This window comes from Pseudomonas sp. TE3895 (genome assembly GCF_056278855.1).
Map to the genome: position 1 here is coordinate 3,444,612 of NZ_JBWBQE010000001.1, position 14,737 is coordinate 3,459,348.

The following is a 14,737-nucleotide window of genomic DNA, read 5'->3' on the forward strand; positions in this document are numbered from 1 at the left end:
GTTTCGGGCGAAACGCCAGTGCCGTGACGAGGCCTGGGGGTGTGCCCCAGGCCATGCTTTCAGGACTGCTTGGCACCGCCACCGATCTGCCAGACATAGGGCGGTTCACTGCCATTGACGTGCCAGTCGCCGATGATGCGTTCCTTGTAGATCACCGGGTTGTGCGAGGCGGCAGTACGGGCGTTGCGCCAGTGGCGATCGAGCTGTTTGGTGGTGCTGGTACCGGAGGCGCCGAGGGTGTTGAACAGGTCGCTGGTGGCACGCAGCACCCATTCGATGGCCGCCACCTGGGCCTGGGCCGATTCCAGTTCGGCGGCGATGTTGGCCTTGCGCTCGGCGTTCTCGTCATTGCCGAAACGCGCCAGGTAGGCTTGCTGCGCGGCCTCGCTGGCGCGCAGGGTGCCTGCCTCGGCGGCGTAGATCAGCCCGGAGGCCTTGCCGATAACCTGCAATACCTGTGGATCCTCGCTTACCGCTGCGCCATTGCCATGGCTGAACACGCGCGTGCGCTTGCTGGTTTCCTGGCTGAAGTCACGCACGGCGGCGCGGCCGGAACCGACGATGACGGCGAGCAGCACCAGTTGGTAGAAGGCCGTCTGGTATTTGAAGCGGGTGGCGAAGTCGATGATGTTCTCTTCCTCGACCACCGCGTTCTCGAACACCGAGGTGCCGCTGCCGGTGGTGCGCTGGCCAAAACCATCCCAGTCGTCGCTCTGGGTGATGCCGGGTTGGTGGGTACGGATCGCTGCGATCACGTCGCCACCGGTGTCGTCTCGGCGGGCGAACAGGTCGATCCAGTCGGAGAAGAGGCTGCCGGTGCTGTAGTACTTGGTGCCATTGACCACCCACTGATCACCCTGGCGCGACACCCGGGTGCTGACGTCGCCGATCTTCACTGCGCCCACCTCCGTCCAGGCGCAGCCCACCAGATCGCCGTCGACGAAGCGTTTGAACCAGACGTCCTGTGGGGTGCTGGCATGGGCGTTGAGGCGGTCCTCGACAAAAGCAAAATGCCCGCGCAGTGCCTGCGGCACATTGGAGTCCGCTTCGGCCAGTTCGATCAGCAGCTGGAACAACTGTGGCAGGGAAGCGCCGGCACCGCCCTGTTCGACGGGTACACGCACGGCGCCGAAGCCGGCTTCTTTGAGCCACTGGATGGGCTCATGGGGCAGGGTGCGGTTGCGCTCGCGTTCCACGCTGGAGTCGGCGATGCGGGCAAAGATGGGGCGGAAGCGGGCGGCAAGGGATTCGTAGTGGGTACCGGTAGACAGGTGGGGCAGTGGGGCTTGGGCGGTCATCGCAGTTCTCCTCGATTGATGCGATTGCTGACGGCGATGCTCTCGCAAACTTCGTGCCTTGCAGTGAATGCCTTTTAAATCAACGGGTTGTGATCATTCTGGTGGGGCGGGCTGTTCGCTCGCCGACAGCTTGCTGAATGACTGTTGGTGGGCGGTCAATTGCGTTTTCCGGGGCAACTGTTGGCCGAGGGTCAGTGGTTCAACAGCTTGTTGGCCAAAAGACAGTTCAGGCTGCTAGCGCTAGCGTTCAAGTACTTGAATTTAAAGGTTTTTATGGATTGGCACGGTTGCTGCTGAAGCTCCCTCAGGTAATGCCCGCTGGGCAAGGAGGGATGAGCATGAACGCACGTGTTATCAGGGTCGTGGTGGTGTCCGGCAGCCTGCGGGCCCCATCACGCACCCATGGTCTGCTGCAGGCCCTGGTGGAGCGGCTGCCGGCCGTGTTGCCGAAGCTGGAGGTGCACTGGGTGCGCATCGCCGAACTGTCCGCCAGCCTGGCCGGTTCGCTGGAGCGCGATAGCGCCTCGGCTGACCTGCAACCGCATTTGCAGGCCATCGAGCAAGCCGACCTGCTACTGGTCGGCAGCCCGGTGTATCGCGCGTCCTACACCGGTTTGTTCAAGCACCTGTTCGACCTGGTCGATCACCAGTCGCTCAAGGGCGTGCCCGTGGTGCTTGCCGCCACCGGTGGTAGCGAGCGACATGCCTTGATGATCGATCACCAGCTGCGCCCGCTATTCGCTTTCTTCCAGGCCCACACCCTGCCGTACGGCCTGTACGCCAGTGTCGAGTCTTTCGACGATCAGCGCCTGGCTGACCCTGCGCAGTTCGAACGGATCGAGCGGGTACTCGATACCGTCGGCGCCTTCTTTCATATCCCGGTCGCCCGCGCGGCCTGACTTTCCGAGTTACAGGAGACATCGCCATGAGCCAACCGATCAAATTCGCCTACTGGGTTCCTAACGTCAGCGGTGGCCTCGTTGTCAGCAAGATCGAACAACGCACCAGCTGGGACATCGATTACAACCGCAAGCTGGCGCAGATTGCCGAGCGTTCCGGGTTCGAGTACGCGCTTTCGCAGATCCGCTTCACCGCCGGCTATGGCGCTGACAACCAGCACGAGTCGGTAACCATCAGCCACGCGCTGCTGGCCGCCACCGAAAAACTTAAGGTGATCGCCGCGATCCTGCCCGGACCCTGGACGCCGGTATTGGCAGCCAAGCAATTGGCAAGCATCGACCAGTTCACCGCGGGCCGCATCGCCATCAACGTGGTGTCCGGCTGGTTCAAGGGCGAGTTCCGCGCCATCGGCGAGCCATGGCTGGACCATGATGAGCGCTATCGCCGATCCGAGGAGTTCATTCGTGCCCTGAAGGGCATCTGGACGCAGGACAATTTCAGCTTCCACGGTGATTTCTACCGTTTCAACGACTACACCCTCAAGCCCAAGCCGCTGCAGCAACCGCACCCGGAAATCTTCCAGGGCGGGAGCTCGCGGGCCGCGCGCGACATGGCCTCGAGGGTCTCCGACTGGTACTTCACCAATGGCAACAGTGTCGAGGGCATCAAGACCCAGGTCGACGATATCCGCACCAAGGCAGCGGCCAACGGGCATTCGGTGAAGGTCGGGGTAAACGCTTTCATCATCGCCCGCGACACCGAGGAAGAGGCCCGCGCGGTGCTGGCGGAGATCATCGCCAAGGCCGACCCGGAGGCGGTCAACGGCTTTGGCAGTGAAGTGAAGAACGCCGGTGCGGCCAGCCCGGAAGGCGAGGGCAACTGGGCCAAGTCGACCTTCGAAGACCTGGTGCAGTACAACGACGGCTTCAAGACCAACCTGATCGGTACGCCACGGCAGATCGCCGAGCGCATCGTCGCGCTCAAGGCGGTCGGCGTCGACCTGATCCTCTCCGGCTTCCTGCACTTCCAGGAAGAGGTCGAATACTTCGGCAAGCATGTGTTGCCGCTGGTGCGCGAACTGGAGCAGGAGCAGCATGCCTCCCTCGCTGTGGCCTGAGGTGCGTGGCCATGCATGAGGCGTTCGCGGACAACCTGCCGGCCAGCTTGCTGGCCCGGGCACATCAACGTGGGGCGGACGTTGCGTTGCGCCACAAGCGTCTAGGCCTGTGGCAGGCGCGCAGCTGGGCGCAACTGCTGGCCGAGGTGCAGAGCCTGGCCACCGGGCTGCGCGAGGCCGGCTTCGCGGCCGGCGACAGTCTGCTGATCGTCAGCCGGCCGCGCCCTGAGGCGCTGCTGGCAAGCCTGGCGGCGCAGTGGCTGGGCGGCGTCGCGGCACTGCTCGACCCGCTGATGCCCGACGCGGAGCAACTGACGCTGTTGCGTGAACTGCAGGCCGGGTTCGTCTTTGCCGAAGGTTAGGAGGAGGTCGAGCGGGTGCTCGCGAGCGGTCATGTGCCGGCATTGCTGTTCTACGCCGATGGCCGTGGCCTGGCGGATTCCGGGTTGCCGAATTACGCTCGCCTGGCCGCGCAGTTGCCCGATCCTGCCTTGGCGGTGCAGGCGCAGAGCGAGCGCCCAGCGTTCAGCTTTCACCGGCTGGATGCCGATGGCCAGGTTCAGCAGCACGGGCTCAGCCATGCCGAGGTGCTGGGCGAGGGGCGTCGGCTGGTCGAACAGGAGCGCCTGACGGCGGCCGAGGAAGCCTTGGCGTCCCGCAACTTCGCCACCAGCGGCCAGGCCCGCTACCTGCTGGCGCCTTGGCTGCTGGCAGGCTTTCGGATGAATTTTCCGGAGAGCCTGGCGACCCGCGACACCGACCGCCGTGAACTCGGCCCGACCCTGGTACTCGGCACCCACGACAGCTACGGCCGCCTGTATGCACTGGCGCAGCAGCGTCTACCGCTGCCGGGCAGCCTGCTGCGGCGCTGGCTGGACTGGGCGCTTGACGCGCGCGGTGGGTTGCTGCGCAACGGCCTTGGCCACGTGTTGCTGCGTCGGCCGCTGGGCGATGTGCTGGGCCTGAGCCGCACCCGGGTGCCGCTGCTGGTCGGTGAGGCCCTGCCGGGCGAGGTGCAGGCGTTCTTCGCCGCCCTTGGGGTGGCGCCGCGTATCTGGCGGGAGGCGCCCCGCTGGCAGGCCGTGCGCAGCCCCCGTTCATCCCTCGCTGCTCGGTCGCAAAGCCGGGTTCAGCCCGTCTGAGGAGCGTTCATGTCGAATTTCCCGTTGCTGGAACTGGAGGGCATCAGCCTGTCGTTCAAGGGTGTGAAGGCCATCAGCGACATCGGCTTCAGCGTCGCCGAAGGCGAGATCTGTGCGCTGATCGGGCCCAATGGCGCGGGCAAGAGCTCGCTGCTGAACATCATCAATGGCGTTTACCGGGCGCAGCAGGGGCGTATTCGTTTTGCCGGGCAGCAGCGTCGGGTGATGCACCCACATGCAGCGGCACGCGACGGCATCGCTCGCACCTTCCAGAACATCGCGCTGTTCAAGGGCATGAGCGTGCTCGACAACGTGCTCACCGGGCGCAACCTCAAGCGCCGCAGTTCCTGGCTGGAGCAGGCGTTGCGCATCGGCCGCGCGCCGGGCGAGGACGATCGCCAACGCGCCGCCGCCGAGCGGGTAATCGAGTTTCTGCGCATCCAGCCGTGGCGTGACGAAATCGTTGGCACCTTGCCCTATGGCCTGCAGAAGCGGGTCGAGCTGGCCCGTGCGCTGGCCGCCGAGCCTCGCTTGCTGCTGCTCGACGAGCCGATGGCCGGGATGAATGCCGAGGAGAAGCGCGAAATGAGCCGCTTCATCGTCGAGATCAACCGTGAGTTCGGCATGACGGTGGTGCTGATCGAGCACGACATCGGCGTGGTCATGGGCATTTCCCACCATGTGGTGGTGCTCGATTACGGCCGCAAGATCGGCGACGGCTCCCCCGAGCAGGTTCGCCGCAACCCCGACGTGATCGCGGCCTATCTGGGTGTCCGCCCGGCGGCAGCTTCGGGGCTGTTCCCACACAGGAGCGCGACATGGCATTCTTTTTCGAAGTGCTGATCGGTGGCCTGCTGGCCGGGGTGATGTACTCCCTGGTGGCCATCGGTTTCGTACTGATCTACAAAGCCAGCGGTGTGTTCAACTTCGCCCAGGGGGCGATGGTACTGTTCGCCGCGCTGACCTTCGTCAGCCTGCTGGAGCGCGGCGTACCGTTCTGGCTGTCTTTTCTCGTCACCCTGGCGACGATGATCGCCCTGGCGCTGCTGATCGAACGGGCGGTACTGCGGCCATTGGTCGGGCGCTCGCCGATTACCCTGTTCATGGCCACGCTCGGCCTGGCCTACATCATCGAGGGCGCCGCCCAGGCCCTGTGGGGCGCTCAGGTTCACGGCCTGGAGCTGGCCATCAGCGACGCGCCGCTGGAACTGGGTGGCTTGCTGCTGTCGCAGTTCGACCTGTTCGCCGCCGCAACGGCGGCGGCCCTGGTGGTGCTACTGTCCTTGCTGTTCAACCGCACACGCATCGGCCTGGCGCTGCGTGCGGTGGCTGACGATCCCCGCGCGGCGATGAGCGTCGGTATCCGCCTGCCGAGGGTGTGGGCGGTGGTCTGGGCTGTGGCCGGGTTCGTCGGGCTGGTCGCTGGGCTGCTCTGGGGCGCGCGCCTGGGGGTGCAGTTTTCGCTCTCGCTGGTGGTGCTCAAGGCCCTGCCGGTGCTGATCATCGGCGGCTTCACCTCGATCAGCGGGGCGATTGTCGGCGGCCTGATCATCGGCGCTTCGGAGAAGCTCGCCGAGGTGTATCTCGGGCCGCTCATCGGCGGCGGCATCGAAAACTGGTTTCCCTATGTGCTGGCCCTGCTGTTCCTGCTGGTGCGTCCGGCTGGGCTGTTCGGCGAGCGCGCCATCGAGCGAGTCTGAGGAGCGTCGATCATGCTGTATCGAGAAGCGGGTCAGTTCAGCGTGCGTTACGCCGACGACCGACGATTCTTCCGCCTGCGCCAGGATCGGCTGGGCCTGGCGGCCTTGGTCCTGTTCGCCTTCATCGGCGTGCCACTGCTGGGCAACGATTACTGGTTCAGTGCCATCCTGATCCCATTTCTACTGCTGTCGCTGGCCGGCTTAGGGCTGAACCTGCTGACCGGTTATGCCGGGCAACTGTCGCTGGGTTCGGCGGCGTTCATGGCAGTAGGTGCCTTCGCGGCCTATAATTTCGAGCTGCGCGTGGCGGGGCTGCCGCTGCTGGCCAGCCTGCTGCTCGGCGGCCTGGTGGCGGCGCTGGTGGCTGTGGTGTTCGGCCTGCCGAGCCTGCGCATCAAGGGCTTCTATCTGCTGGTGTCGACACTGGCGGCGCAGTTCTTCGTGCCATGGGCGTTGACCCGCTTCAGTTGGTTCAGCAACGACAGTGCCTCGGGGGTGATCAGCGCGCCGCCACTGCTGATGGCCGGGTATGACTTTTCGTCGCCGGCCGGGCGCTACCTGCTGACCCTGGCGGTGGTCAGTGCGCTGTTCTGGCTGGGCGCCAACCTGGTGCGCAGCGAGCTGGGGCGCAACTGGATGGCGGTGCGCGACATGGACACCGCCGCCGCAGTGATCGGCATCCCCCTGTTGAAGACCAAACTGCTGGCTTTTGCCATCAGCGGCTTCTACCTCGGCGTGGCCGGTTCGCTCTGGGCCTTCACCTACCTGGGCACGGTGGAGCCACACGGCTTCGACCTGAACCGCTCGTTCCAGATCCTGTTCATCATCATTATCGGCGGCCTGGGCAGCATCCTCGGGAACTTCCTCGGCGCCGCCTTCATCGTGCTGTTCCCGGTGCTGCTGTCGAACCTGGCCGGGTTGCTGCCGACCGGGCTGATCGATGCCGGACAGATAGAGAACCTGCAGAAGATGGCCTTCGGCACGCTGATCATCATCTTCCTGATCAAGGAACCGGAGGGCCTGGCGCGCCTCTGGCAACGCTTTCGCGAGCGCACTCGGCGTTGGCCGTTGCGCCACTGAGCGAACCTTCGCACCGGGCTTCGCCCGCCTTATGCCACTGCCCACTGATTTGTAAAGGATAACCACGATGTCGACCCGATCCGTCCTCGGCCGCCTGGCGCTGGCCGTGAGCCTAGCGGCCGGTGCACTCAACGTGCACGCGGCCAATGAACAGTATTTCCCCCTGCAGAGCTACCGCGTTGGCCCCTATGCCGCAGGTGGTACTGGTTTCTTCGGTGGTTTTATCGATTACCTCAAGTACGTCAACGCCCAAGGCGGCGTGAATGGTGTCAAGCTGACCTGGAGCGAGTGCGAGACTGAATACGTCGTGGAGAAGGGGTGGAGTGCTACGAGCGCCTCAAGGGTGGGCTCAACGGCGCACCGGCTGCCGCCACCAATCCGCTGTCGGTGGGTATCGCGTATGCCACCCTGGAACGCTCCACGGCCGACAAGCTGCCGCTGATCACCATCAACCACGGGCGTACCGACTCCACCGATGGCAGCGTGTTCCCTTACGTCTTCCCGCTGCAGCTCAATCCCTATTCCGAGGTATCGGCCATCGTCAACTGGATCGCTCAGCAGGCAGGCGGCGAGCAGGGCCTCAAGGGCAAGAAGATCGTCACGCTCTTTCACGGTTCGCCCTATGGCAAGGAAACCAACGGGGTGCTGCAGGCCCTGGCGGACAAGTACGGTTTCGAGTTGACCCTGCTGGAGGTGCCGCACCCCGGTAACGAGCAACAATCGCAATGGCTGAACATCCGCCGCCTGAAGCCGGACTGGGTCATCCTGCGCGGCTGGGGCGTGATGAACCCGGTGGCGCTGAAGACCGCGCAAAAGGTCGGTTTCCCTGCCGACCGCATCATCGGCAATATCTGGAGCAATTCCGAGGAAGACGCGGCGCCTGCCGGTGCCGCGGCCAAGGGCTTCATCGCCATCACCACGCATCCGTCCGGTACCGAGTTCCCGGTGCTGCAGGGCATCGAACAGGCGGTGGTGGACAAGGGCCAAGGCGACCTGGCTGATCCGAAGCGCTTTGGCACCGTGTACTACAACCTCGGCGTGGTCAACGGCATCCTCAACGTCGAGGCATTGCGTCTGGCTCAGGAGAAGTTCGGCAGGCAACCGCTGAGTGGCGAGCAGGTGCGTTGGGGCTTCGAACACCTGAACCTGGACGATACCCGCCTGCAGGCACTCGGTGCCAAGGGGCTGGTGCAGCCGCTTAAACTGTCCTGCTCCGACCATGAAGGCGGTGGCGCGGTGCGCTTCCAGCAGTGGGACGGGCAGAAGTGGAAACTGATCAGCGACTGGGTACAGGCCGACCGCGCGTTTTTGCGGCCGATCATCGAGGCCTCGTCGCATCAATATGCCAAAGAGAAGGGTATTACCCCGCGTGATTGCAGCCAGGAAGGCTGATCGCGCGGGCAGGGCCGGTGGCGTCCCCCCGGCCTGTCTTCAGCCCTGCGCAGTTCGGGCGCCGCCGCGCACCAGGCCCACACCGGCTCAAAGGTTGGGGGCCGCTTCCAGTCTGTTGCGATTGCCGCCATTTGTCGCGGCCATACGCTTCTGTCCTACGCAACCCTCCTCGCGCAGTTGGCAAGGGGGGGCAATCGTTCGTGGCGGCCACTCAGATTGATAGTTGTATCGCCCGCTCAGGGCGCATCTGGGGCTCTGGCCGGCGCCGATTGACCACCAGTTCGCCGATGGCGATCAACCGGGCGCGGGTGATGTTGCGGCTCAGGCCCAGCAGGCTGGCCGTGTGCACCTGATTGCAGTGGCAGAAACGATAGGCACTGCGTAGCAGGGTGTCCTCGACCTTCTCGTGCAGGCTGCCGGCCTGCTCCTCGAACAGGCGCTGAAAGGCACGCAACAACTGCTCTTCGGCGCTTTCGGCGGTGCTCACCGGCGACTTGTCCTGGCGCTCGATACGCAGGTGCGACAGGCGCAGGTCGTCGTCCTGCACCAGGCCATTGCGGCACACCAGCAGGGTGTGGTGGATGACGTTTTCCAGCTCGCGGATGTTGCCGGGCCAGTCGTAGCTCACCAGCTTGCGTTCGGCCTCGGGGGACAGGCGCACTTCGCCGTAACCCAGGCGGTTGCAGTAGGTCTTGATGAAGTGTCGGGTCAGCGGCAGGATGTCGCCTGGGCGTTCTCGCAGCGGGTAGAGTTGCAGGCTGACCACGTTGAGGCGGTAGTACAGGTCTTCGCGGAAGTTGCCGGCAGCGATGGCCTTGTCCAGTTGTACGTTGGTGGCGGCGACCACGCGCACGTCGATGGGGATGCTCTTGCGCGAGCCCAGGCGCACCACTTCACGCTCCTGCAGCACGCGCAACAGCTTGACCTGGATGGCCATGGGCAGGTCGCCGATTTCGTCGAGGAACAGCGTGCCGCCGTTGCCCTCCTCGAACCAGCCGGCCTTGGCCGCCAGGGCGCCGGTGAAGGCGCCTTTCTCGTGGCCGAACAGCTCGGCCTCCACCAGCGACTCCGAAAAGGCGCCACAGTTCACCGCGACGAAGGGGCCGTTGCGCCGTCCGCTGAGGTTGTGTATGTGGCGTGCGACCAGCTCCTTGCCCGTGCCGGTCTCGCCGATGATCAGGACGCTGGCCTCGCTGGGGGCGACCTGTTGCAGGTGGGCGAGCAGCGCCTGCGATCTAGCGTCTTCGAAGACCTGTGCGGTCGCCCGGATCGAGGTGGCCAGTGACGGCGAAGGGGGGAGGGTCAGCAACTGCATGGCGATTCCTATGAGTAGAAAGATGGGGTGGGTCGCGTCTGGCTCAGTGCCCACTCACCCAGCTCGTGGAGTTTGTAGTCCAGCGGGTCGTGCAGGCTCTGGGTACGCAGGTTGCGCCAGTAGCGATCGAGGCGCAGCGAGGCGTGGGTCGCGCGTGCGCCAGTGACCTCGAACAGGCGGTTGCAGATGTCCAGGCCAGTGCGTGCAGCCGCCACCTTGGCCGTGGCGATGGCCAGCGCCAGTTGCGCACGCTCTTCGGCGCCGAGTGCGTGCTCCTTGTGCCAGGCCGCGTCGAGTTGCGTCGCGGCGCGCTCCACCAGCAGGCGCACGCCTTCCAGACCGACCCAGAACTCGCCGTAGTGGCGCAGGATGTAAGGGTCTTCGCTGACATGTCGGGCTTTGGAGCGGAACCACGGGCGGCCTTCCTTCAACGTGTAATGGCGGGCCTCTTCCAGAGCGCCTTCGGTGATACCAAGGAATACGTTGGCGAAATGCAACTGGGCGATCAGCGGGCGCAGGCTGGCGAAGGGGGTGCTCAGCGGGCCGGGGTCGAGAAGCATCTCGTTCTCTTCGACGCGCACGCGCTCGAAAGTAGCGCTGCCGCTGTCGGTCTGGCGCTGGCCCATGTTGTTCCAGTCATCATGCAGTGTGATACCGGTGCGGCCGCTGGGGATGGCAGCGATCAGCAGCTTGCCGCCAGCACTTTCATCGACCGCCGAGGCAATCAGCATTTCCGAGTCGCTGGCGCCTGAGCAGAAACTCTTCTTGCCGGAAAACTCGTACCAACCGTCGAAGCGTGTGAGCACGGTGCGGCTGTCCAGGGGGTTGAGCGCATTGCCCCAGAACCAGTTTTTGCGCGCGGTCTGCTCGAACCAGGGTTGCCACTGATCGCGACGGGAGAACAGGCGCACGGTAGCCAGCATCAGGTGCTGAAAGCCGAAGACGTGGGCGATGGAACTGTCGACCCGGGCGAATTCGCGCACCACCTCCAGGGTTTCGCTCCAGCTAGCGCCGAGGCCGCCGAACTGGGTGGGTATGCTCAGCGCCAACAAGCCGCTCTGGCGGATAGCGTCGCGCTGGGCCTTGGGTGTGCCGCCGGCCTCGTCGCGCTCGACGGCGGTTTCGGCGAACGCCGTCGCTAGGCGACGTGCAGTCTGCAAGGGGCTAAGCACGGCAGGTCGTAGAGGGGTTGTCACTCGGCATTCCTCGCTGGCTGATGGGATGGCGGATAGGGGGCATTTCATAGCGGCGCCTCAGGCAATTTGCTCAGCACATGCGCTTGGCGATGGAAGAGGGCTGCGGTGCGCTTTGCGGCTAGCGGGATGCGAGCCTGCAAAGGCTGGAAGAAACTCAACAGCGGGTGCAGCTGCAACAGCACCTGGGATTGGCCGGAGGTAGGCAATGACGTTGGCATCAGAAACTTCAACTCTCCAACACGGTTACCCCGATCCATCGCGGGTCTGATGAAAGTATAAAAGTCGATTCATATCTCTAAAAATAATAAAAAATAATATTTATATTCCTTGGTAGAATATCTGTTCATTGCAAATGCAATGGCATCACAAGGCTGCCAAAGCTTTCGATCAACTAAGACCGCAGGCGTGTTCATCGCTGTTTCCCACACAACAGCAGCCATGCAACGTTGCTGCCTCTTCAACACCATGCCGTCATGACAAAAACCCGTCTCGCGCTTGAGTACGCGGGGTTTGGCCGATTGGCATGGCGTCTGCGTCGTTGCCCTGGAATCCATTGAATCCCAGGGGGCGACGTGATCGCTGATAAATATCCACTGATTGCCAACGACCCTTTGGAAACCCCTGCGCTGGTCAGCGCAGACTCCCTTGGCTCTGCATCGACTCATGCTATCGCGCTGGAATTTCGCGCGGTCACCAAACGTTACGAGGGGAGCCGGTCAGGCTCCAGCAACGCGGTTGAGCAAGTGAACCTCGCGGTGCGGCGGGGCGAAGTGCTTTGCTTGATGGGTACATCCGGCAGCGGCAAGTCGACTTTGCTGCGCCAGTCAACCGGTTGATAGAACCGAGCAGCGGCGAGGTGCTCATCGACGGTGAGGCCCTGAGCGACTTGACGCAGCCTGCGCTGCGCCAACTGCGGTCGCAGCGCATCGGCATGGTGTTCCAGCATTTCGGTTTGCTGCCGCATCGAAGCGTGCTCGACAACGTGGCCTTGCCCCTGGGATTGCGCGGTGAGCCGGAGCGTACACGACGCGCAGCGGCACAACGGCAGTTGCAGGCGGTGGGGCTGAAAGCGTGGGGCGAGTGTTTTCCCCACGAGTTGTCTGGTGGCATGCAGCAACGTGTCGGGCTTGCGCGGGCAACCACCCACCGCTGGGGCATCTGGCTGTTGCCTATGGCCGGCTTTGCGGCGGGGCTGGTTTATCACCTGATCGGCAAGCCGGTGAACGCGGCAATAACCTACTGATCAACGAGATTCACGGCCCGACGAAAACCGTTCCGCTGCGCAGGGTACCTCTGGTGCTTGCGGGTACGGTGACACCCCATTTCTGGAACTCTCGTGCTGTTTCAAGCCATCGATTTTGTCATCTTACGATTCCTCTCCAAGCCCCATTGAGCGGCATAAATCAAAGGTTTCAGGGTGCGTCGGGATTTCCCACAAAAAGCACTGATGGCACGTTGACTCTCCCCTTAGGGGGAGACTTTAGACTCCCGGCCCTCGATAGATCTGGCCTGAAAACAGCTTTTTTGGCCCGATGACTTTATTCATTCAATGCGGCTTTTGTAGGGAAACAATCAATGAATAATCCGTTGGAACTGGACAGCGTTATCAGCAGTACACAGGAGATTCTTGCGCAGTTGCTGGTGTTGGACAGGGGCGACGTGACAGAGCACAGCAGTATCGTTGACGACCTCAGCGCCGACTCGCTGGACATCGTCGACCTGAGCTTCCAGCTGGGCCGTCAGTACGGTTGCACCTTGCCGAAAACCAGCGTGCTGGATCACGCGGTAGCGGTGTTTGGCGACGCCACCCGGTTTATCGAAAAAGGCCGAATCACGCAGGACGGCGTGGCCTTGCTGGAGCAGAGCCTCAGCGCTTATGCGCCGGGCCAGCTGCACGTGGGCATGCAGCCGGGCGATGTCTTCTCGGCCACCACCGTGCGGAACTGGGCGCAGCAATGCCATAACGTGTTCAACCACCTCCCCGAAACCTGCCCTGAGTGTGGTGCGGCTCATGCCCAACTCAATGAACGCCAACAAGTGGTGTGTGGCGGTTGCAGTGCTCGCCTGACCCCTCTGGACGGTGACTCGATCTCGCGTCTGCTGGTTGAGCAGTACGCGGCCGCCCAGTTGAAGGCTTCGGCGTAGGGGGTGCCTTGATGCAGGCCCGAGAGGTTCTGGTCACCGGCTATGGACTGGTGGCTCCCACGGCACTGGATGCGGCCTCGCTGTTCACGACGATCAGCGAAAACCGTTCCTGCATTGGCCAGCACCCGGCGTTTGTCGAACTGGGGTTTGCGAACCCGGCGGCCGGATTTATCGATGAGCAACAATGGCAGGTCATCGCGGCGGCCTTTCCGGGCGACCTGCAGACCACCTCCCGCCAGGAATGGCTGGCGCATTACGTGGCCCGTCAGGCGCTGGCCCATGCCGGGTTGGCCGACGGCGCATTTGCCCGAGTCGCCAGCGGTGTTTTCGTCGGGGCCAACAAACATTGCGTGAGCGGTGATTTGCGGGACGCCAGCCGTTACATGGACGATCAGGGGCGGGTCGATCTCGACCAGTTCCTGGATAACCACACCCTGAGCGGTGGGGCGTTTGCCCGGCGGGTTGATCAGCAAACCCGCCATCTCGCCGAATGGCTGGGTGTCCGTGACCATATTTCCACACATTCCGATGCCTGTGCCGCCGGCACCATGGCCATCGGCAGCGCCTATCGAGCGATCGCCCGTGGCGAGATCGACCTGGCGTTGTGTGGCGCGGTGGAGTTGATGGCCCATGAATTGTCCTACTACAGCTTTGATGGGCTGGGCGCACTCTGCCAGCGCGTGGACTTTTCCCCCCAAGAACAGAGCCGGCCGTTCATGCCGGACCGCTGCGGCTTTGTGCTGAGTGAAGGGGCGGCGCTGTTGGTGCTGGAATCCCGCGAGCATGCCGAGCGTCGTCAGGCCTGTTCGCTGGGCCGGGTGCTGGGTTACGCGAATCTGTGCGAGGCAGAGAAAATCACCTCCAGCAGCCGCGACGGCAGCAAGTATGCCGCCTGCATGACGGCGGCCCTGGCCGATGCCGAACTGACCAGTGCGGCTGTGGACCATGTGAATGTTCACGGTACGTCGACACAGGCCAATGACCGTTGCGAGGCCCTGGGCCTGGCGCAGGTTTTCGGCGAAACCCTGGAGCAGATGACGTTCACCGCCAACAAATCTGCCGTAGGGCATTCGTTGGCCGGCAGTGGTGCCATTGAGGCGGTGCTGTCGTTGATGAGCATTCAGTTGGGCGTGGCCTTGCCGACCCTCAATTTTCAGCCGGAAAAATCCGAATTTCCGGCGTTGAAATTCCTTTGCGAACCGTTGCAGCAACCGATCAATGTCGTGCTCTCCAACTCCTTCGGGTTTGGTGGCGTGAACAGTTCGTTGGTGCTGGGCAGGGCATGACATGACCAGATCCAATTCAACCGCTGTTTATATCACTGCGGCGTCGGTACTCAACGCTGCCGGTACTGAATGTGCGCCTCGTGACAGTCAACCTCAGGCCGCGCAACCGCTGGATTTCGACCCGGCACGTCTGGCCCATTGTGTTTCAGCGCCCGCCTTGCCGGCG

At 63.5% G+C, this 14,737-nt stretch carries 11 protein-coding genes and 3 pseudogenes; 10 read left to right on the plus strand and 4 right to left on the minus strand.

What is annotated here, in order from left to right:
* Nucleotides 1–59 precede the first annotated feature (59 nt).
* Nucleotides 60–1,298 carry an acyl-CoA dehydrogenase family protein gene (locus tag ACZ889_RS15520; protein ID WP_134698404.1) on the minus strand — a complete coding sequence of 413 codons (1,239 nt, stop codon included), beginning with the start codon at nt 1,296–1,298 and terminating at the stop codon, nt 60–62.
* A 338-nt stretch (nt 1,299–1,636) separates the two neighbouring features.
* Here ACZ889_RS15520 and msuE point away from each other — a divergent pair, with 338 nt between their 5' ends.
* The 7 genes and pseudogenes from msuE to ACZ889_RS15555 all read left to right on the plus strand — a co-directional run bounded on the left by msuE (nt 1,637) and on the right by ACZ889_RS15555 (nt 8,629).
* Nucleotides 1,637–2,197 carry an FMN reductase gene (gene msuE, locus ACZ889_RS15525; RefSeq protein ID WP_004576525.1) on the plus strand — a complete coding sequence of 187 codons (561 nt, stop codon included), beginning with the start codon at nt 1,637–1,639 and terminating at the stop codon, nt 2,195–2,197.
* Nucleotides 2,198–2,223: 26 nt separating this feature from the next.
* Nucleotides 2,224–3,315: a dimethylsulfone monooxygenase SfnG gene (gene sfnG / locus ACZ889_RS15530; RefSeq protein ID WP_014756375.1), complete on the plus strand. Its 1,092-nt coding sequence runs from the start codon at nt 2,224–2,226 to the stop codon at nt 3,313–3,315.
* 11 nt (nt 3,316–3,326) lie between these two features.
* Nucleotides 3,327–4,457, plus strand: a pseudogene (locus ACZ889_RS15535) (AMP-binding protein).
* Nucleotides 4,458–4,466: 9 nt separating this feature from the next.
* Nucleotides 4,467–5,300: an ABC transporter ATP-binding protein gene (locus tag ACZ889_RS15540; protein WP_012052699.1), complete on the plus strand. Its 834-nt coding sequence runs from the start codon at nt 4,467–4,469 to the stop codon at nt 5,298–5,300.
* Complete coding sequence (locus ACZ889_RS15545; RefSeq protein WP_012052698.1) at nt 5,276–6,157, plus strand: branched-chain amino acid ABC transporter permease; 882 nt, start codon at nt 5,276–5,278, stop codon at nt 6,155–6,157. Before ACZ889_RS15540 ends, ACZ889_RS15545 begins: the two co-directional genes overlap by 25 nt.
* 12 nt (nt 6,158–6,169) lie before the next feature.
* Nucleotides 6,170–7,237 (plus strand): branched-chain amino acid ABC transporter permease, encoded by a 1,068-nt coding sequence (locus ACZ889_RS15550; protein WP_180688234.1) that lies wholly within the window; start codon nt 6,170–6,172, stop codon nt 7,235–7,237.
* 67 nt (nt 7,238–7,304) lie between these two features.
* Nucleotides 7,305–8,629 (plus strand): annotated as a pseudogene (locus ACZ889_RS15555) (ABC transporter substrate-binding protein).
* A gap of 211 nt (nt 8,630–8,840) precedes the next feature.
* Here ACZ889_RS15555 and ACZ889_RS15560 read toward each other — a convergent pair.
* The 3 genes from ACZ889_RS15560 to ACZ889_RS15570 form a co-directional block, all read right to left on the minus strand.
* The gene (locus ACZ889_RS15560) at nt 8,841–9,944 is read right to left on the minus strand and encodes a sigma-54 interaction domain-containing protein (RefSeq protein ID WP_003253968.1); all 1,104 of its coding nucleotides are present in this window, start codon (nt 9,942–9,944) and stop codon (nt 8,841–8,843) included.
* A gap of 8 nt (nt 9,945–9,952) precedes the next feature.
* The gene (locus tag ACZ889_RS15565; RefSeq protein ID WP_004576530.1) at nt 9,953–11,140 is read right to left on the minus strand and encodes an acyl-CoA dehydrogenase family protein; all 1,188 of its coding nucleotides are present in this window, start codon (nt 11,138–11,140) and stop codon (nt 9,953–9,955) included.
* Nucleotides 11,141–11,427: 287 nt separating this feature from the next.
* The gene (locus ACZ889_RS15570) at nt 11,428–11,580 is read right to left on the minus strand and encodes a hypothetical protein (protein ID WP_476257534.1); all 153 of its coding nucleotides are present in this window, start codon (nt 11,578–11,580) and stop codon (nt 11,428–11,430) included.
* Between the two features lie 186 nt (nt 11,581–11,766).
* Here ACZ889_RS15570 and ACZ889_RS15575 point away from each other — a divergent pair.
* From ACZ889_RS15575 to ACZ889_RS15585, 3 genes and pseudogenes are all read left to right on the plus strand, one after another.
* A pseudogene (locus ACZ889_RS15575) lies at nt 11,767–12,308 on the plus strand (ATP-binding cassette domain-containing protein); the annotation flags it as partial.
* 407 nt (nt 12,309–12,715) lie between these two features.
* Nucleotides 12,716–13,285, plus strand: coding sequence for an acyl carrier protein (locus ACZ889_RS15580; RefSeq protein WP_033726736.1), 570 nt, complete (start codon nt 12,716–12,718; stop codon nt 13,283–13,285).
* Between the two features lie 11 nt (nt 13,286–13,296).
* Nucleotides 13,297–14,571 (plus strand): beta-ketoacyl-[acyl-carrier-protein] synthase family protein, encoded by a 1,275-nt coding sequence (locus tag ACZ889_RS15585; protein ID WP_108078383.1) that lies wholly within the window; start codon nt 13,297–13,299, stop codon nt 14,569–14,571.
* Nucleotides 14,572–14,737: the final 166 nt, after the last annotated feature.